At 64.1% G+C, this 19,524-nt stretch carries 15 protein-coding genes and 2 tRNA genes; 6 read left to right on the top strand and 11 right to left on the bottom strand.

Annotated elements, in window-relative coordinates:
* Positions 1-32 precede the first annotated feature (32 nt).
* Positions 33-1,193: a winged helix-turn-helix domain-containing protein gene (locus tag LZC95_17340; protein ID WXA98583.1), complete on the bottom strand. Its 1,161-nt coding sequence runs from the start codon at positions 1,191-1,193 to the stop codon at positions 33-35.
* A 107-nt stretch (positions 1,194-1,300) separates the two neighbouring features.
* On the opposite strand from LZC95_17340, the gene LZC95_17335 reads away from it, so the two are divergent.
* Positions 1,301-1,447, top strand: coding sequence for a hypothetical protein (locus LZC95_17335; protein WXA98582.1), 147 nt, complete (start codon positions 1,301-1,303; stop codon positions 1,445-1,447).
* Here the strand turns inward: LZC95_17335 and LZC95_17330 are convergent.
* A complete protein-coding gene (locus tag LZC95_17330; protein WXA98581.1) occupies positions 1,435-2,121 on the bottom strand; it encodes a TetR/AcrR family transcriptional regulator in 687 nt (228 codons plus the stop codon). The genes LZC95_17335 and LZC95_17330 overlap by 13 nt on opposite strands.
* Positions 2,122-2,217: 96 nt before the next feature.
* On the opposite strand from LZC95_17330, the gene LZC95_17325 reads away from it, so the two are divergent.
* Complete coding sequence (locus tag LZC95_17325; protein ID WXA98580.1) at positions 2,218-4,035, top strand: long-chain fatty acid--CoA ligase; 1,818 nt, start codon at positions 2,218-2,220, stop codon at positions 4,033-4,035.
* Between the two features lie 7 nt (positions 4,036-4,042).
* Here the strand turns inward: LZC95_17325 and LZC95_17320 are convergent, their stop codons facing one another.
* The 5 genes from LZC95_17320 to LZC95_17300 all read right to left on the bottom strand — a co-directional run bounded on the left by LZC95_17320 (position 4,043) and on the right by LZC95_17300 (position 11,451).
* Positions 4,043-5,764 (bottom strand): hypothetical protein, encoded by a 1,722-nt coding sequence (locus LZC95_17320; GenBank protein ID WXA98579.1) that lies wholly within the window; start codon positions 5,762-5,764, stop codon positions 4,043-4,045.
* Positions 5,765-5,770: 6 nt separating this feature from the next.
* Positions 5,771-8,635, bottom strand: a complete 2,865-nt coding sequence (locus LZC95_17315) for a hypothetical protein (GenBank protein WXA98578.1) — start codon at positions 8,633-8,635, stop codon at positions 5,771-5,773.
* A 264-nt stretch (positions 8,636-8,899) separates the two neighbouring features.
* Positions 8,900-10,024, bottom strand: a complete 1,125-nt coding sequence (locus LZC95_17310; GenBank protein WXA98577.1) for a substrate-binding domain-containing protein — start codon at positions 10,022-10,024, stop codon at positions 8,900-8,902.
* 60 nt (positions 10,025-10,084) lie between these two features.
* Positions 10,085-10,525 (bottom strand): hypothetical protein, encoded by a 441-nt coding sequence (locus LZC95_17305; protein WXA98576.1) that lies wholly within the window; start codon positions 10,523-10,525, stop codon positions 10,085-10,087.
* A gap of 173 nt (positions 10,526-10,698) precedes the next feature.
* Positions 10,699-11,451, bottom strand: coding sequence for a class I SAM-dependent methyltransferase (locus tag LZC95_17300; protein WXA98575.1), 753 nt, complete (start codon positions 11,449-11,451; stop codon positions 10,699-10,701).
* 65 nt (positions 11,452-11,516) lie between these two features.
* On the opposite strand from LZC95_17300, the gene LZC95_17295 reads away from it, so the two are divergent.
* From LZC95_17295 to LZC95_17285, 3 genes are all read left to right on the top strand, one after another.
* The gene (locus LZC95_17295; protein ID WXA98574.1) at positions 11,517-12,413 is read left to right on the top strand and encodes a LysR family transcriptional regulator; all 897 of its coding nucleotides are present in this window, start codon (positions 11,517-11,519) and stop codon (positions 12,411-12,413) included.
* Between the two features lie 15 nt (positions 12,414-12,428).
* On the top strand, positions 12,429-13,544 hold the full coding sequence (gene chrA / locus LZC95_17290) for a chromate efflux transporter (protein WXA98573.1): 1,116 nt from the start codon (positions 12,429-12,431) through the stop codon (positions 13,542-13,544).
* Positions 13,545-13,739: 195 nt separating this feature from the next.
* Entirely contained in the window at positions 13,740-14,501 is a 762-nt protein-coding gene (locus LZC95_17285) for a hypothetical protein (protein ID WXA98572.1), read from the top strand.
* 331 nt (positions 14,502-14,832) lie between these two features.
* On the opposite strand, the gene LZC95_17280 is transcribed toward LZC95_17285, so the two are convergent.
* The 3 genes from LZC95_17280 to LZC95_17270 all read right to left on the bottom strand — a co-directional run bounded on the left by LZC95_17280 (position 14,833) and on the right by LZC95_17270 (position 15,861).
* Positions 14,833-15,078: a hypothetical protein gene (locus tag LZC95_17280; protein ID WXA98571.1), complete on the bottom strand. Its 246-nt coding sequence runs from the start codon at positions 15,076-15,078 to the stop codon at positions 14,833-14,835.
* Positions 15,079-15,564: 486 nt separating this feature from the next.
* Positions 15,565-15,638, bottom strand: a tRNA-Asp gene (locus LZC95_17275).
* A 151-nt stretch (positions 15,639-15,789) separates the two neighbouring features.
* Positions 15,790-15,861: transfer RNA gene (locus LZC95_17270), tRNA-Val, on the bottom strand.
* Between the two features lie 182 nt (positions 15,862-16,043).
* Here LZC95_17270 and LZC95_17265 point away from each other — a divergent pair.
* A complete protein-coding gene (locus LZC95_17265) occupies positions 16,044-17,087 on the top strand; it encodes a YCF48-related protein (protein ID WXA98570.1) in 1,044 nt (347 codons plus the stop codon).
* Here the strand turns inward: LZC95_17265 and LZC95_17260 are convergent.
* Positions 17,066-18,982 carry a M28 family peptidase gene (locus LZC95_17260; GenBank protein ID WXA98569.1) on the bottom strand — a complete coding sequence of 639 codons (1,917 nt, stop codon included), beginning with the start codon at positions 18,980-18,982 and terminating at the stop codon, positions 17,066-17,068. The two genes, LZC95_17265 and LZC95_17260, sit on opposite strands and share 22 nt — an antisense overlap.
* Positions 18,983-19,524 lie beyond the last annotated feature (542 nt).

Genomic DNA, 19,524 nt, shown 5'->3' with positions numbered 1-19,524 from the left:
ACGGATACCAGAACAACTCGACGCGACGGGCCCTAGCCGTGCGGATAGAGGCGGGCCAACGTCGACGCGGACAAGCCTTCGATGGTTTTTCGGCGCAGCGAAAGCAAGATGGAGCCGCTCTTGTGCTCCTCGTCGATGAGTCCTGCTTCGCGCAAGACAACGATGTGATGCGATATCGTGGGGCGCGACACTTTGAGCAGTGTCGCTAGTTCCGCCGAGCTGCGGGGCGACTTGGCAATGATGGAGACGATCGTGAAGCGCGTGCTGTCGCCGAGGGCCTTGAAGATGAAGGCCGGGTCCACCAGGGGCTCGAAAGGCACGGCGGGCGCGGCGACACGCGGTGCATCGAGCGTCAGCGCCGGATCGAAATACGGCAGGTAAAGGAAGGAGCCCCCCTGCCCCTCGTCGTACACCGACCAAAAGCGGTGTTCATTGACCGCGGAGGGAAGCACGTGCACCTCGCGGAGCTCCGCATAAGGAAGGCGGTAACCACCGCGCAGTGAGCGAAAGCCATGCTCTTCGACCTCGATTTTCAGCAAGGCCAATCGCATGAATTCGCTCATGCTGCACGTTTGGAACAAGCGCTCCTTCTCGGCGACCGAGCGTTGGAGTTGGGGCAAGAGTGCTTCCCACGTGCGGGCGAAGACGCGCTCCCAAAAGAGCGTCAACACGGCGATGAGGCGCTCGCGGAACTCCGCCGGTGAGGTGCACAACAAGGTGAGCGAACGCACCCCGGAGCTCTCCAGGCTCGGTGGATAGAGCTCCACGTATTCGAGCCACTCGCGCTTCCACGCCGGCAGCTTCGAGGTGGCCTCCACCACGTCGATTTTTCCGGCGAGCAGCCGCTCGACGATCTTGGTCCCGTGGAGCGAGCCAATCAGCACGCGCCATTGGAAGTCCTTCAAGGGCATGTCGCGCATGCGCGCCATCAGGTCCTCGAAGCGCGATGGCACGGACTCGCCCCGGTAGACATCGGGGATCATGGACCACATTTGCGGCCACGATCCCAACGCGGCGTACGACTCGTGAAAGGCCGGCGGCAGCTTGGAAAGCGCCTCGGCGCGCCAGGCGGGGTGAACCCGACTCGTGGGATCGGTGAGGATCTGCACGGCCTGGCAAAGCTCGAAGCGGAGGTGAACCTCGAAGGAAAATCGGCTTCTTACGGCGTCTTCGTCGGAACGCGGCTTCGGCACAGCAAGTTCGATACCAGCCTAACGAGTTCGGGTCAAATCGAACCGATTCGATCTTTGTCTAACAGTTAGCCTTGTCACGAACGAGTTAGATGCCCATATAACAGGGCATGACACGTACACTCCTTCCCTGGCTGCTGCTCGACGTCGTTCTGTTGGCGGTCATCCTGCAGGGGATCCGTTTGGGTCACCCCGGGGACAGGCCGTCGCAACAACCCATTGCGTTGCAGCCCGAATCAAAACACTACTTGCCCTGAGGCTTTGCCTTTTTCGATGATCGCTTCGACGCCGTCGACGAGAGCGACGAGAGTGACGAGACCGATGGGACGGCGGCATCGAGCATGCGCGCGTATTGGTGAAGCACCTTTTCACTCCGCTCCGGATGCGCGCGAAGAAGATTGGCCAACATCAGCCCGCGCACCAAATCGAGTGTGGCCTCGATGGATTCGTAAACACCGGGCTGACGGTCGTCCACGCCGAGCAGTTCCGCAGTCACGCGATGCACTTCGCGCCCTACCCTCGCCTCCAATGGAATGAGTTGCTCGCGCAGCCGCTCGTCCGATGCGCCGGCGACCCATAATTGCAGCGCGGCCATGAAAAGCGTGTTTCCGGACGAGCGCACGAGCAAGTCGAGCACGGCCTCCGAACGTGACCGCCGCGGAATGGCGGTAATGGATGCTTCGCGACGGATCTCCTCCAACCGCGCGCGGGCGCCGTACTCGATGGCCGCGGTCACCAGCTCGTCGCGTGTGTGGAAATGATGCTGCGATGCACCGCGTGAAACACCCGCACGGTCGGCAATGACGCCCATCGTCGTACGAGCCCACCCCAGCTCCGCAAGGCACTCGACAGCCGCGCGCAGCAACCGCTCGCGCGTAACGCGGCTGCGGTGCTGCTTGGGGACGGCAGATGAAATCGGCGCGCGAGCCATTCGCCCCGCAAGGTGACGGTTCCGTCGGAAAGATCAAGGGGTCAGAAAAAAGCAGTCACGATTGTTTTTTTCCGGCGCGGAGCTAGCCTTTGCCGGATGAAGACGAGCCCGGGGGTGCGAACGCTCTGCGAAGCCTTTCAGCTGAACGCCCAGCGCCAACCGGATGCCATCGCACTGCGAACGCCGGGCGACATGGAGCGCATTACCTGGCGTGAATACGCGCGGCGCGTGCGCTCGATGGCCTCGGGGCTCTTCACCTTGGGTGTGCGGCGCGGCGATACGGTCGCGATCATGCTGACCAATCGCCCCGAGTTTCACCTCGTGGATACGGCGGCCATGCATCTCGGGGCGACACCGTTTTCCGTGTACAACACGTCGTCCGTACCACAGTTGGTTGAGATTCTTCGAAATGCCAACAACCATGTCGTGATTACGGAGCGGGCATTTTTCGACCGCGTGAAAGCCGCCTGCGCGAAGCTCGCCGTGGAACATATCGTTTGCCTCGACGACGATGCGCCGGACGGCGCCATGACCCTCGATGATTTGGAAATTGCGGGAGACGAAGCGGACTTCGATTTCGATACGGCGTGGCATGCCGTGCAGCCGAACGACGTGCTCACGCTCATTTATACCTCGGGCACTACGGGCGCACCCAAGGGGGTGGAGCTCACGCATGCCAATGCGCTCGCGGAGCTGGCGGCCATTTCTGCCGTTTATCCGATTCGCCCGGACGAGAGCAAAGTGTCGTATTTGCCATCGGCGCACATTGCCGATCGGATGTTGAACCATTACGTATCACTCGTATTCGGCACGCGCATTACGAGCGTCGGCGATATGCGCGCGCTGAGTGCGGCGGTGGTGGATACGCGGCCCACGATTTGGGGAGGCGTGCCGCGTGTTTGGGAAAAGATGAAAGCTGGCCTCGAGGCACACCTGGCGGCGTCGGCCGACGAATCGATGAAGCGCGGAGCCGAATGGGCCATGGGTGTGGGGCTTCGCAAGGTGCACGCCGAGCAGGCGGCGATTCATGGCCGCGGGCCCGGTCCCGACGAGGCACTGCTCGCCGAATACGCGCGGGCGGACGAACAGGTCCTGCGGCCGTTGCGGGCCATGCTGGGGCTCGATCGGGTGCGCTGGTATTTGTCGGGCGCCGCCCCCATCGCGGAGAACGTGCTCGAGTTCTTCGCGGCAATTGGAATTCCGATTTGCGAAGTGTGGGGGCTTTCGGAATCGTCGTGCATTGCGACGTTCAATCCGCCGGAGGCCATTCGCATCGGCACCGTGGGGCCGCCCATTCCAGGGGTGGAAATGCGCCTTGCGGAGGACGGCGAAGTGCTCCTTCGCGGACGCACCATCATGAAGGGCTACCGCGGACTTCCCGAGCAGACCCGGGAGGCCCTCGACCGCGACGGATGGTTTCACACGGGCGACATCGGAACCGTCGACGAAGCGGGCTATCTGCGCATCGTCGACCGCAAGAAGGAATTGATCATCAATTCGGCGGGCAAGAACATGTCGCCGGCGAACATCGAGGGCACGCTCAAGAGCGCGAGCCCGCTCATCGGGCAAGCGGTGTGCATCGGCGATCGGCGCCCGTACAACGTGGCGTTGCTCGTGCTCGAGGCCGAGGCGGCCGCGGCATGGGCCAAAAAGCGGGGAATGCAGGACCTGCCGCTGGCGGCGCTCGCGGAATCCCCGCCGCTGGCCGAGGCCATCGCCGAGGCCGTGCAGCGCGCCAACGAGCGGCTTTCCCGCGTGGAGCAGATCAAGCGGTACAAGCTTTTGCATGCACCGTGGGATCCGGGCGGCGACGAGCTCACCCCGACGATGAAGCTCAAACGCCGCCCGATTCAGGCGAAATATGCCGCAGACATCGAAGCGCTTTACGCGGGTGACGATCTCTCGAGTCCGTAGATGGGTATCACGGGTGCGCTAGAGCGACACTCAACGTCGTCGAGGGGGCGGAGAGATCGAGGATGACGAGCTGCGCGCCATGCTCGGCGTCGGTTGCATTCCAGTCTCCCGCGAGGACGGCGGTGTACCAGCGATTGCCCAATTGCGTCCCCGAGCTTGCACGATTGGTGCTGGCGCTGCCCGTTCCCTGCACGCCGTACCAGGATTGCACGTTCCACGTCACCGGGAACTTGACGCCCTCAAGGGCGCTCACACCGCCATAAGGAATGTTCGTGAGCGGCGACGTAAAGGTGCTGCCCTTGCTGCCACCGGAATTGACGGACCAGTAGCCCACGTCGACGGCCGCCGCGGTGGGCGATGCCTGCACGAAAGCAACGACGGGACCAGCATAGGAGTCACTGGGGGTCCCGATGACGCCGTAGGCGGGCCGCGGCCGAAGCTTCCACGATTTGAACCGAAGCTGCTGCTCCCCCGTACCATTGGCGAGGCCCATGAGGCTACCGAAGTAGACACCGCCCGGATCCAGCGGCCCCGTAGCCTGATTGTCGAGAACCGTCACCGGCGCCCCTGCGTCCCCCGCAGGCTGGACGAATTGCAACGCCGCGCCACTCGGCCGCAAATCGGCATACGTCGGCGTCGCTGCGTATTTTAGGCCGATGGCGAGCCGCCCTCCACCGGAGCGAACTTCGAGCTCCGAGGGGGTGCTCGGCGGAGAGGCGTGGAAGAAGTACACGAGCGGATCGCGTTTGATGAACTGTGCCGGGGTATCGTCTCCCACGGGAATGACCAGCAAACCATGGCTTCGTTCGTCATCCGAAAATCGATACGTTTCCCCCACACTGGCCACGAGATAGGTCCGGCCTGCCGCGAATACGGTGGAAGGGATGGTGAACGGAGCCTGTCCCGTGGGGCCGAAAATGGCGGGGACACTCGTCGCGGTCAGGGTCATCGCAGCGGTTGCCAGTGGCGCCTTGAAGCCCGTGTCCGCGCCCGCGGCCAATCTCGGCACCGCCTCGGCCGGCGTCGTCGCGGCGCCGAGCGTAAATGCATCACTATCGAGTGCGTTGTCGGCGTTCAGAAAACGCAGACCGATCTCCGAGCACGCCGGCTTGGACAACTTCGATTCATCGAGAATCAGAAGCTTCGCCCGGCTCGATGCCGATCCCGTAAGGCGCGGTCGCCCGAGGGCCACGACGGTGAGGCGCGCCCTGGCAGGAACCGATTGCACCGTCGCCGAGACCTTGAACCCCGGCCCACCATCCGCGCTGTTTTCCTGCGCGGCAAACGTGATGTCACCTGCCGGGATCTTTGCATACGGCGTGACCGACGCCGCACCGGTTCCGGCCGGCACGACGGGGAAATTCGACAATACCGTATTGTCGGCGTAACTGGCATTGAGGCGGAGCGCGTAGCCTGGGGCCTGGTCCACGGCCGCGCCGCTGTTTACGGGCATCAATAGGTTGACGAAACGGACTTTGACGGCCGTATCGGGATCCGGTGCGACGCCGCACGTCGTGGGGCCCGTGTCCTTCCCCACGTCGGAGCCGGCGTCTTTGACGTCCGCACCGGTGTCCTTCGCGGAGCCGTCGGGTACGAATTGATCCGGCAGACCGCCGTCCCCGTTACCGCCGGGAGTCGCTGGGTCGTCGTCGCTGCATCCGTTGGCCGCGGCCGCCGCGACGCACAACGTTCCCACGAGCGTAAGCCATTTTCCGGTCGAAGTTCTCATTGAAAATCACTCCGTTGGATATTTGAGATCGCAAGCATTGCGTGCGATGGCGACGGTGCCCTTGCTCAATTCGTCGCGCATGAAGAAGTAGACCATCGTTCCGGCGTTGAAGACCGATTTGTCCTGCCACGCGCGGACTTCCGGAGACAGCGCGTCGGCGCTTCGAAGTGCGTCGGTGAGCGGATTGTCGAGCGTGCAGACGTCGCGCCACATCGGCACACCGAACAATGCGGGGTCGGCGCGGAGTCCTTCCCAATTTTTGGCCGCGACGAATTGGTCGTAGGTCTGGACGTAGTGGTCCTTGTCCGTGCGAATGCTTTCACACGTGACGCGGGCAACTTCGAGCATGTTGGCCTTGGATTTGGTGAACGCAGCATCGGCCGTGGTCAGCGCGATGGGAAGAGGGACGGCCCCGAGCGCGCGGCGGGTGACGAATGCATTGAAGAACGTCTTCTCCTCGTCGGGCGTCCGACCGAAGCTGACATTCGTACCGCCATTGCCCATCCATACGAGGTACTTGGCCGCGCCGTTCGCCCCCAGACCGCCGTTGCACCCGGTCGTTCCCGTCCCGTGGTCGAAACAGTCGACATTGGCGGCCGGATTGTCGCGCGGGCCCACCATTCCATCGAGAAAGTCCGCAACGCGGGCCCCCGACGTGCTCCGCAGCGCGCGTGCGGCACCCGTTTGCGCATCGCCACGCACCCCATGGCAGTTCGCACAAACTCCGGCATAGATATGCTCCCCGGGATTGGTCACATAGAGCTGCGCCCACGGCCTTACCGGCCCGCCGTCGCCCGTCGGCTTGACCATCCAGGGCTCGATCCGGGCCGGCGGCGGTGCGTTCGCCGGGAAATTGCAGCTATTGTACCGATTGTCGAAGTAGCCTTGGTAATACGTTTTCTTCGCGAGTTCTTCGTGCTGGGCGGTGATGGCCCGGTCGCGAATCCAGCCGTCCAATTTCGTCGGCCAGTCGATATTGCGCGGCAAGTACGGTTTGCGCTCCGTCGTATCCTCGAGCACCCACTCGAGCCCCGATGGCAGACGGCAATCGAGCTTGGCACGCGCCTCGGCGGCATCCGCGGCGGCAAGACCGTCCGCGACGGCCTTGGGATTGTCGGGAGCTTCGACGCCGGGATTGCCGTAATCGCGCGGCACCGATGCCCACCAGCGGGCCATCAGAGTACTCAATCGGCAGTCGACGCCCGGTACATTGAGGGGCATATGAAAATTGAAGAAGGCCGTCAATCCATTGGGATCCTTGGGCAGCCCGAAGGCGTCCATGTCGAAGGCGCCCGTCGGAAGCACGGTCCGTGCATACGTCCTACTCCGGACGAGGGCGGACACGACGCTGGCGGGCGACGGATCGCTCGGATCGAAGGTGAAATACGGCGATCCGTCCGCACCGATGGACTTGAAGTCGAAACCAAACACCGTACCGCCCGGTGAAAGGTCGAATCGGCCGAGCGATGGATTGCTGCGCACCGCGTACCCGTTCTCATTGTGACAATGCGCGCAGTTGCCCACCGCGTACGCCTGCACGCGGAGCTCGTCTTGATTGCGCGGCCGGCGCGGCAGGGCCGACTCTTCGAGTTTCGGCAAGTCGCTCGCGGCAATGCCGGTCACTACCCCGTAGGCCATCAAACGGCTCGCCATATCGAGCTCGCTGGCTCCTACCTCCGGGGCCAGATTCCCGCCCTCGCCTTTCGGGCGCCGATGAATCTGGGTCGGCGTAAACCCGAGGATGAAGTTTTGGCCTTCCGAACCCGTGTGGCACGCAATGCACCGTTCGCTCCCGGGAACGGCATAACTGCGGTTGTCCTGCGAGATCTCGCTGATCCTGTAGGGGCGCACGTAATCGGGGAATGGCTTCCCATTTAGATAGGTCTCACGTTGATCCGGTGCGTCGGGGTTGAGTCCCGTACCGAGGAGCTTCGCGCTCGTCTCGTCGCTGTTCCACACGTACGAGCCAAATACGGCATCCTCCGCCTTCTCACGGGTCAGGATGATGCGCGTCTCCATCTTGCGATAACGCGTCACACCGTCCTGCTCGACGACCGCTTTGAAAAACGTCTTGTAGAACCGCGTGTTCGGCGGAATCACGAAATGCTTGGTCGCCGGATCGTACGTTATCGGCTTGCCGGCAGGTACGTGGACCAATCGCAGCTTTTGCGCATCGTCCGACCAGAGTGGGTACTCGGGCGCGTAGGCAAATGTTCCCTTTCGCGCGAGCACCTCCGCATCGAGGGACGTCACGTCCGTCTCCTGGAGCTTCACCGGAAGATCGGCAAACGACTTCACGGCAGCGAAACGCGCGTCCGTCACGTCGTCCCGCCCGGCAATCTCGGGCTTGGGAATGCAGCTCCCGAGATCCGTCAGCGCGGCGCCGACCGAGGCGGATACCTGGAAGTCACCGGTATTGACCGATCCATTGCCGGTGGGAAGTGCGTACGTCGTTGCCGAACAACCTTGATCGATCCACGCCTGGAGCCTGCGGCCGAGCGGCTGCTGCCCACCGATGCCTTTGGGCATCCGGCCCTCGATCATCATTTGCGCCGGCGTCTTCCCGCTCTGGCCCTTCGCGGAGCAGAGCCCCTCACGCGTGCCATCGTAGGAAAATCCGCCTTGCTGCGCGGGAGCCTTGTGGCAGTTGCCACATTGAATTTCGATTTCACCCGACAAATTTGCAAATGTATCGAGTGCCTCCTGTGCAGTTGCCGCCGTTCTTTGCGGAATATGTTCGTGCGACTCCGGCGGAGTACACACCGATGGCCCGGCTTCCGGCCCAGCGTCGCCAGACGGCGTCGCGGAATCACTTCCCCCGCAACTTGCACCTGCAAGCGCGGCCGCAATCATGATGATAAGCAGCGCCATCGCGCCCTTACGCGTCGATATATTGTACATCCCCGCTAAGCTCCTTTTTGGGCGCCGGGAACATAGAAGTGGGCTATCCTTTAAACAACTTAATTGATTACACCTTCGGAAACGTCACACATTCGCGATATATTCGTTTCCACGACATGGGCGCACTACGAATTTGCCGGCCTGCGCCAATCGACATCGAAGACAAAAGAGTCCTACGCGCTGCGTCCTGACGGGCGCAGCGCGTCGGATCATATCAGGTCAATGGTGTTGATCTCAGGGGCACGCGCTGGCGCCGCAGTCGAGGGCGACGTGGCCCGAGACCGCGGGATCCGTGCACGCGATGAAGCCGGCTCCCGTGAGCTTGCTCTCGAAGGAGAGCTTCGTCGACGAGGTGCCGTAGGGCGACTGACCGAACGCCCACTTGAAGAACTTCTCTTCCTCGAGATCGCGCACGTTGGTGGTGCTCTCGTTGAGGTAGAGGAAACGCGCGAACGCGTAGGCGCTCGACGGAGTCGTGACGAGGGCGCGGATGTTCGCCGTGGTGGGCGTCTTGCCCGCAATGGAGAGGGCCTTGGCAGGCGCCTTCGCCGTCGCGCCGAGGCCCGCGTAAGCGAGAACGCTGCTGTTCGCGTTGGCGAGGCGGCCGATGCAGTCGGTGGCCGTGTCGCTCGCCTGGCAGGGCGGCTGGATCGACGAGGCGCCGGTGCCGTCCGTGGAGAGCTTCGGGCCCTGCTCGGTGTCGACGACGACCTTGACGTCCGCGCAGAACGCGCTGCAGGCCAGGCCGGCGGCCGACAGGATCGACTTGAAGGTGTCGGTCGTGCCCGACGCGTCGTCGCGGCGGTATTTCACGATGGTCGCGGACGGATTCGTCGCCGACGCGCCATTGGAAAGGGTGCTCCAGGTGGTCGCGGTACACGCGGCGGCGCTGCCGCTGCCGTCGGTGCCGCAGAATGCCTTGCGCACGTCCGCGAGCGAGAGATCCGAGATGGTCTGGCCGCTGGCGCTCCAGACACCGATGCCGTCGAGCGCAATGCGGTGGCTCACTTCACCCGCCTGGCACCCATTGAGGTTGCGCGACATGGGGGCGATCGACTGATCGCGGGTGCCGCTGCAGTAGGTGGCGCCGCTGTAGGTGACGGCTTGGCCGCGCAGGCATTTCTCTCCGTTGCCGGAACCGCTGCCGTAATACGCGAGGGTCGAGGGCGAGGCCGCGAGGGCGGCGTTGATGGCTTCGGCGAGCGTGTCCGATCCGTAGATGCCATCGGCACCGGGGCCGGTCAGTCGCTCTTTCGTGCTCCCGACGTCTTCGTTTTCGTTGGCTCCGCCATTCGATCCACACGCGGCGACGGAGACGGCCGCAACGGCCGCCAGAATACCGACTTCAATCCTCTTCATGTTGGCCTCCAAAAAAGTTGTCTTCTTCGAGTCGTTGGAAAGGAAATGAGTTGTCACGCGTCAATGCGTCGTCACGGCGCGGACGCGACCAAGGCGCGCTCCGTTCGGCGAAGCCCCTGCATTGGGGAGGGCAAACTCGGTGAGAATGCCCGCCGGGGTGATGCGCGCTACCTTGTTGGCGTCCGCTTCGGAAATCCTTCGGTCCGGGCCGGGGGTCAGTGCAATCGGCCTTCCCGCGGTGGTCGCGAGCGGATATTCCGTGATCACACCCGACGTGGTGACCTTCGCAATTTTGCGGGCGAAAAACTCCGCCACCCACACGTTGCCTTGGGCATCGCTGGTGCGATGTACGCGGAGTCCGCCCCTGCGGAGAGCGGGTACTCCTCGATGGTCCCGGCATCCTTTGCCTGACACTTGCCTGCGCTCGCCGGCGTCGCGACGGCGCTTCCCGCCATCGCGGCAGCGGCGCAGGCTGCGATCCACATCGTCTTCATGGGTCACCCCTTGGAGCGTGGGGTTAGCCGGGGGTCCACGAACGATTGGGGTCCCCACCCTCGGACCTCGCCGGCTTCGCTCCTTCGTCAGGCGGCAACCTAGCGTCGTGGCGAACTTTCACCGCGACGATTGCGTTACTTAATTACGACTACGCCGGCATGGCCGATTTTAAAATCAATTCAAGCAACCAGGGCCGCCATGACGACGTCGTCCCAACGCTGCCATACGACATTGGCTTCGACGAATCCCGCCTGGCGCAGCGCCGCAAGGTGAAAGGCCAAGGTAATCGGCTCTTCGCCATGACGATCGCCAAAGCGGCGACGGCGTTCTTGCCATAATGCGGTAAACGCAGGGTCGGCGGCAATCTCCTCCCACCAGCCATCCCATGTGGCACTCCCGCGTAGGTCGGCGTCGCGTTCTACGAGATTGCGCCGAGCTTTGCCGATGCGGGCGAGGCGCGCCTCATTTGGCGCGGGCGCGATGTGGTCGCCGTTCAGGAAGACGCCGCCCCGTCGGAGCAGACCAGCAAGGTCGCGGTAGACGCGGGTGAGTTCGGCCCCACTGAGCCAATGAAGGGCCGTCGTGCTGACCACCGCATCGAATCCGGGTGACAGCTGCCCTTCCTTGTACCAAGCGGCGCGGCGAAGGTCGGTTTCAATCCACGCCCGACGCGGGTCGGCGGCGTGCACCTCGCGTGCGAGCCCGAGGAGCACCGGATCGAAATCGACCCCGGTGACGTGCGCGCGCGGAAACCGGGCGGCAAGTCGGGAGCCAAGGCTGCCGGGGCCGCAGCACAGATCGAGAATTTTGGCATCGGGCGGGCAAACCTCCTCCAGCACGTCACCGATGACCGTGAAGCGCTCCTCCCGCCGTTCGATGTAGCGCTCTTGTTGGCTGTCCCATCGCTGAATCCATTCGTGTGCGTCGTTCATGCACCAAACATGGAGGAAGGGCGTGGCCGCGGTAAGTATCAAAAATGTGATAGACCATAACAACGATGAAACGCCCCGACCTGGAATGGAGCGACGTCCGTATTTTCCTCGCCGTAGCGTCGAGCGGTAGTTACGCCAAGGCCGCAGGCCATTGCGGCGTGAGCGTCATGACGGTGGGGCGGCGCATCCAAGCGCTGGAGGCCGCACTCGGGGTGCCTCTCATGGAACGGATGCCCGTGGGCTACCGGCCCACGTCGGAGGGGCATGCGCTTCTTCCCGCGGCCACGCAAATGGCGGCGGCGGCCGACGATTTGGTGCGCGCGGCAAATCTGCGCGGTCCGCGCGTGGTGCGGCTGTCGGCCAATGAATGGGACACCATGTTCGTGGTGCGGCACATCGGGGCGTTGCGGGCCATCGTGCCGAAGCTCGAGGTGGAGGTGCAGATGGCCCACCAGCCACCGAGCCTCGCACGCCGCGAGGTGGACGTGGTGCTCACCGCGAGCATCCCGGCCGCGGGCGATCTCGTGACGCGCAAGCTGGGCGCCATGTCCTTCGCGATCTACGGCGCGTCCAAGTACGTCGCGCGGCATCGGCTCGCGCACAGCGAGAAGCGCTACACATCGTGCGATTGGGTCGGCTTCGACGCCGAGCACGAATACATGCCCGTCTCACGCTGGCTCACCGAGCGGCGCCGCGCCCCGGCCACGTTTCGCTTCACCAACGCCGTGGCCATTCTCGAGGGAACACGCGCCTCGGTGGGGCTGGCCCTCCTTCCCTGCTGGATCGCGGATTCGGATGCGAGCCTCGTGCGCGTCTCCCCGGTGTTGGACGATTTGACCCAAACGACGTACGCGCTCTTCGCGCACGATCGCCGGCGCGATACCGCTTTGCGGGGCTCCGTGGACGGGCTCGCCCGCGTCTTCCGCGCCCAAGCCGCCGCGCTTCGCGGCGGCCGCGAATAGGTATACTGCACCCGCATGTTGGCCGAGCTCGCGTGGGCGTTCCTCAAGCTGGGTGTGACCGCATTCGGCGGTCCCGCCGCGCACATCGCCATGATGGAAAACGAGTTCGTGCGCCGGCGGCAGTGGCTCGCACACGAGCGCTTTCTCGATCTGCTCGGTGCGGCGAACCTGATTCCCGGGCCCAGCTCCAGCGAGCTGGCGATTTACATTGGCTACGAGCGCGCCGGCTGGCGCGGGCTGCTCGTTGCGGGCGCAGCCTTCGTGTTGCCTGCGGCGTTGATGGTCACCGCCATCGCCTGGGCCTATGTCCATTTTGGTTCGCTGCCGCAACTCGGGGGCGTCCTCTACGGCGTCAAACCGGTGGTCATCGCCGTGGTGGTGCAGGCGCTTTGGGGTCTCGCGCCCAAGGCGGTTCCCTCACCTGCGATGGGCGCACTCGCGGTGCTCGCGGGCATTGGAATTGCGTGCGGGGTCGAGCCGCTCGCCGTGCTCGTCGGCGCCGGTGCGCTTTGCCTTGCGGTGCATCGCTTTCGACATCGCGCGGGGGACGCGTCGGGCCTTGCCTTCTTCGCACCGGCGCTCGCCGTCGGCGGCACATCGTTCAACCTGCTGACGCTGTTCCTCACCTTCGTGAAGATGGGGGCCGTCGTCTTCGGCAGCGGCTACGTGCTGCTCGCATTCTTGCGCACCGACTTCGTCGATCGGCTCCACTGGCTCACCGAGGCGCAACTTCTCGATGCCGTCGCCGTGGGTCAGATCACACCGGGGCCGGTGTTCACCACGGCCACGTTCATCGGCTACATCATCGCGGGTCCCGCCGGCGCCGCCGTTTCCACCGTCGGAATCTTCCTTCCCGGTTTCGTTTTGGTCGCCGCAACCCGTCCGATTCTCGGACGCATGCGACGCTCGGCCGGTGCGGGCGCCTTTCTCGATGGGGTCAACGCGGCGACGCTCGCATTGATGGCGGTTGTCACGGTCCAGCTCGCGCGCTCCGCGTTGGTCGATACGGTCACCGCGATACTCGCCATCGCGGGCGCGGTGTTGCTCGTTCGTTTCAAGCTGAACACCACATGGCTCGTTCTGGGCGGTGCCATCGCCGGCGTCGCCGCGCACGTCCTCGGCTATCGGTAGATTCGCGCGGAATGCGCGTTTATTTGCCTCGCAAGGAAGGGAGATCGCTCGATCGATGAGCGTACGAGTAGACCTCTTTCGCAGCGAAGAGCGGTAGGCCATCAACCAGAGGGGTCCACTCCAATGCGTTCATCATATGCTTTTGCTTTCGTCTCGGTTTCCGTCGCGTTGTTTGGAATCGGTTGCGCGTCCGAAATGAATGACGGTGGGAAGGAAGAGGCGTCGTCGGATCAGTTCCCGGCAATGGGCGATGCGAAAACGATATCGAAGCGACCCGACGGCCGCTTCGATGTGACGTGCAACGACGGGCGAACGGAAATCCACACCGAGCAGGAATTGCTCGCCAATCAGGTATGCCTTGCATTGCCTCCCACCGTCGATCCGTTCGACCCGGCAAGTTGCGCCGGACCATCGATGACCCGACCGGAGGCCATCGCCCTCATTCCGCCGGGAAATACGGAATCCCCGGACCTTGGTGATTACAAACTCTACATCCGCAAGCGCCGTTGCTCCGCGCTCACCGGGTGCTCGCCATGGCGCACTCCGCCGGAGGAAGCGCAGAGCGGCAATCTCGCATCGGCCAAGTATTCGCCGGTGCCGTACATCGGCGAAGGCTACGACTCGACGTACTACAACGTTCTGCGTGAGGGTAAGTTCCGCATTTCGGCGGCCAATGGCGAGATTCACTTCCTCTATCGAGGGCTCGTCTACTCGACCAACACCGTGTACACGGGCTCCTGCCGCCTCCCCGCGGATGGTGAAGTGACGCGCTGCCGAACCTCGTCGATGTGGGGAAGCGATCACCTCGTTCGTTTCGCCGGAAATACGCTCGAAAGCATGAGCGACGCGCACTTGACCACCACGTGCTTCCGAGATGCCTTCTCGGGCCGCTACACGGACCAGGCGGATTCGTCCTTCTGGTTCGAACTCGAGGGCGTCATCTTCGGCGCGCTCTGATCCACGCGCCGCGAGAACTCGGACCTGCTCCGCGGGGTGGGTCCTTCTCGCGGCGGGCCTGGACCTGTCACCCGTGCCACCTTTAAGGATTCGCTACGCAAGGTCCCGACTGCTCAAGACATCCCAGAATGCGAAGCTAATAGTTGGCCTATTCTGTCGGCTGGTGGCCGGTGGCACGGGAGCGTCCTCCGCCAGCGTTTTCGCGACGTCGCGAAAAGGGTCTCGTCGCCGGTTGCGTAGGCGCGCGCGAGAACGGACAGGATGTCTTCCGCACGCAGGATCATCCGGGGGTTGCGCCGGTCGCGCGGGCCATCGAGAGAACCTCGTGCCTCTACTTCGCGTATCGTTCAACCCACACGGCAGCCCCCTCGGGGGATTCGAAGGCATCGGTGCATCGCCTCTCCTTCGTGTCACATGGCCGGCAAAACATGACGTTGAGCAGAATGGTCTCGAACCCACTTTGGTCTTGCGGAATCGTGCGATCCATCTCCACGCCGAGGGCACTGTGCTCGTCGCCGACGTACCGTTCGCGCAGGCAATTGCCGCTGAGCGACTCGGCAATTTCGTCCCGCAGCATGGCAATGAAGGCCTTCGCCTTCTTCTTGTCGACTCGGACGGTGGGAGGGGGAGCGATGTACTTCGGAGACGTGCTCGTGCGCGCAACGATAGGCTGTCACACGCCACGTGACCTTTCCCGGGGCGCTCGCTCGCCACATTTTCAGCGTGCGGCGCCGATCCGGCAGCATCCACTTGGCCGGCATCACTTGCCGCCGAGCGGCTGGACGCATCGGCATCCACCACCGCGGTCGCATCGGAGCTGCCGGGCGCGGTCGCCGTGTTGCGGTCGCGGGTTCCCGTCTCGAGAGCAACCGCATCCCCGCGGATGGTGAAGTGACGCGCTACCCGAACCTCATCGATGTCGGTGGGTCCTTCTCGCGGCGCCGTCCGGACGAGTTCGCCCTGGGACGAATGCGCGAAAGGGACAAAACGAAAAAGGTGCCACTGGACCTGTCACCAGTGACACCTTTAGGAATTCGCTACTTCTGAAACAAGCACATATCTGCGGGGCGGACGGGACTCGAACCCGCGGCCTCCGGCGTGACAGGCCGGCGTTATAACCGACTTAACTACCGCCCCAGATTGGCCTTTGCTGCAATAAGTTACTCTATTCTCGTTCGTCTACTTCGTGTTGCTTGCTCCGTTTGGAGTTCGCGTCTTCTACATCAACCGGAAGGAACTTCGAAGAGTTTTTTCCGTTTTTTTTCTGTCCGTCGCTCTGACTTCTTCGTGGGCGGGACAGGGCTTGAACCTGCGACATCCGGCTTGTAAGGCCAGCGCTCTACCGCTGAGCTACCCGCCCCGGCGGAAAGAGAGCGCTCATAAAGCAGCTTCAGAGCTCTTCGGTCAAGAAAGAAAATGCAGGTACGGATCATTCGACACGTGGACGGCCGGCTGGACGGGTAGTTGGTGCATGGAAATCCCAGGGGTGGGGGGAAATTGTCCCGTCTGGTAGCGTATTTTTCGGGTGCTAGTTTGGCCGACATGAACAACAGCATCTCCCTCCGGTTGGTTGCTTCGTTGTCGTCGGTTCTCTTTGCATCTGCCCTCGTGATCGCATGCGGAAGCAGCGATGACGGCGACAGCAAGCAGAAGCAGCCAGTCGGCGGCGGCGATGGTGGAAAAAGCGATAGCGGTGGCGGTGACAAGCCCCCGCCGGGCTGGTCGTCGGTCGTGGGCGACGTCGGCACCTTCGCCCAGACGTTCGACGAGGAGACGTGGGCGGAGCGCTCGATCAGCACGCGCAACCTCTACGGCGTCGGCTGCATGGGCAACTACATTGGGTGGGCCGTCGGCAGCGAGGGCGGCGTTTGGTACACCGTCGATGCGGGCAAGACCTGGGTCGACCAAAGCTCGGGAACGACGTCCGCGCTTCGCACCGTGCGTTTCTTCGATACGAAGCACGGTGTGGTCGCCGGCGACAACGGCGCACTCGCCGTGACCGAAGACAGCGGTCAACATTGGCGGCTGGTCGCGAACACGCCGAAGCTCACGTTGCGCGGCGCCGCCGCTGCGAAGAGCGGGCTCTTCGTCGTCGCCGGGGATGGCGGAACGATCCTTCGCTCGCTGGACTCGGGTGCGACCTTCACCAAGAGCACCATTGCCGGTGCGGGCGACTTGCGCGGCGTCGCAGGTGACATCGATGGAGCGCTCCTGCTCGCCGCGGACGCGACGGGGCACATTTTCCTCAGCCGCGACAACGGCGCGACCTTCGCGCTGGAGAAAGACGTCGGGGTGCCGCTGAATCACATCACGGTGAGCAGCCACGGCGACTTCGCCATGGCGGTCGGCCCCGGCGGCAAAGCGTTCACGCGCACCGCCGATGGAACCTGGCACGCGACCAACACCGGAACGACGGCGGATCTCAATGCGTCCCTCATCGACTCGGGCGAGGGCTACCTCACGCGCCGCTACTGGTACGTGGCCGGCGCGAACGGAACCTTGCTCGGCAGCGAGGACCGCGGTGCCACTTGGACGAAGGTCCCGCTCAAGACCACCGCGACGCTCTACGGATTGGAAGACCTGTAAACGAGCTCGAGGACCGTCCCCATCTGGAACTCCGCCGCCCCTGCCGGAAGGGGCGGCGCGTCCTCGCAAGCGGGATCGTCATGGCATGCGAGAAGCTCCGCGATCACCGCGCGCGGGGCTTCCGGCCCCGACACGGTAAAGGTCGCCGCCGAGCCACCGACCCACGTGGCTCGCAGCCATCCGGCTTCGGGCGACGGATGAACGCGTTGCCCGTTGATGTCGAGCGCGACGCCTTTGTTCGGGAGCCACACGGAAAGAGCGAGCCGCGATGGGCGGGCGCCCGCGGTGAGGACGAGGCGATCTTGCTCGACGTGGAACTCGGCGCCCGGCTTGGATGCCGTGCGGACGGGCACGCCGGTGTCCGCGTAGAACGCGAAGTCCTGCCATGGGAGCGGTGGCTCCTGCGGCGGTAGCTTCGCGGTGCGCGGCGGAAGGAACGCCTCCGAGAGGGCACCGAGGAGCCACGTCGCGTGCTGCGAGCGTGCGATGCGCCACACGCCGGCGGGATCGCGCGCGTCGACCCGGACCGAGCGCCAGGCAATGAGGGAAGCTACGAGCAGCGCGGCAGCCGGAGCCCAGGCTGCGCGAGGAGTAGGCCGCCACCCCGGGCTCGAAGCGACGGTCGCAAGGGCCGCCATCATGGCGAGCGCGCAGAGGCCTTCCCTTCCGAGACCGTCGTAGATGGCAACGGCGGGTTCGCAGAGAACGAGCCCCCACGCGAGCGCGCCGAGCGCGTGCGCATGCGAAGGCGCAACGAGCATGGCCACGCCGGCAACGAGCGACGGGACGATGAGGAGGAAGCTCGCGCCTGGAAGGACGACGTGGAGCACGATGCCCAGACCAGCGAGCAAGGTCCACGTGCCTGCCCATGCATCGATCGATGCCGTCCACGCGGAAGCGAGAATGCCCGCGAGCACGCCCAGCGAGAGGGCCGCGCATTCGAAGGCCAATGGTGCTGCGACCCAGGGCGTGGGGTGCAGCAGGACCAACGGCCACGCCGCAAGGCCCGCGAGCGGAATGGTCCCCGCGACGATGGCCGCATGGACGAACGCGCGACGCGAAGGTCGCAGCCGCACCGACGCCGCGACACACGCGACGAAGGCCGCCACCGCGAGCAAGCCGTTGAGTGCTTCCCCCCAGCGCACGACGAGGAGCCCGAGCACGTCGAAATAAACGAGGCGCCCGTCCGGCCCCGAGGGCGGCTGCGTGGACAACAGATCGAGAATTTGTTCCCCCAGGTGCTGCACGGAGCGCGCGTCCAGATGATCGATGCGATCCGCGGTCGTGTGGTACCGCAGCGGGTGGCCGATGAAGGCGAAATTGAGCCCCGGCGTGCCATCGCGATCGAGCACTGTGAAGTCGGTGTCGTTGGGCAGCTGCTCGGCGATGGTTTGCAAGAGCGAGCTCGTATGCGGGTGCCGGCTCGCCTTCGCGTACCAGTGCACGGCGCGGGCAGACTCGGGATTGCTCTGAAAGAGAAACACTGGGCCGCCCGTACCGCGCGCATCCACGTTGAGAACGAAGTCGAAATGGGGCGCGCCCTCCTTCTCGAATAGTGCGGCGCCCAAAAGGCCCGCCTCCTCTCCATCGGTGAAGAGCAACCATGGTCGGGCGGTGACTTTCGCGCCTGCGGCGATGGCACGCGCCATCTCGAGCATCGTCGCCACCCCTGCCCCGTCGTCCGCCGCACCGGGCCCCGCCGGGACCGAATCGTAATGCGCCGCGACGAGAATGCGCGGCCATCGATTGTCGCCGCGGACCACGATATTGCGTGGCCTCCCGCACATGGCGTTGGCTCCGCACACGGTGCCCTCCACGATGGCCGGCGTGTAGCCATTCTCGCGAAGCACCTCGACGATGCGCTCGGACACCGCGGCGTTTGCCTCACTTCCCATAGGGTGCGGCCGCTCCCCCGGTCCGAGAATACGGCGCAATGTACCGAGCGCTCGATCTGCGGAGAAGCTTGGCCCGGGTGCCGTGGTTGGAAGGCTCGCGGGAAGCCGAGATTGCAAAGCAGCATATGCCCCCAGGAAAAGGAGCAAGACCAGAATACGCATCATGGCGGCGCCGGCACGGACACTTTCAACATCGGCGCCATAGGACAATTGGCGCAAAATGCGGGAAAATGCTGCAAGTGCGGACGCCACCGGCCAAGGTACGCGGACGCTTCCGTCCGATGCCAATGACCACCTCGGCGAGCATGCGCCCGTGAGTGCGAATGTTCAAAGACGGTATTTCGAAATCCGTCGAGCACGTGGTCGATGGAACCATCGCGCGCATCGAACGTAAGTGCCCGGCTCGTCTCGACAATTCGGGCGCGTGGACGCTCCCGGCCACGGCGCCCGGACGCTCTCGGCCGATTTCATCGTTACCAGGCGAAAAACTCTCGAAATCGCGCGTTCTCACGCTCTGGCATCACCAGTGCAGATGCTGGAAG

It is taken from the genome of Sorangiineae bacterium MSr12523, assembly GCA_037157775.1.
Classification (GTDB): domain Bacteria; phylum Myxococcota_A; class Polyangia; order Polyangiales; family Polyangiaceae; genus Pendulispora; species Pendulispora brunnea.
The sequence above is the reverse complement of the archived record's forward strand: the minus strand, read 5'-3'. Positions and strand labels throughout refer to the sequence as shown.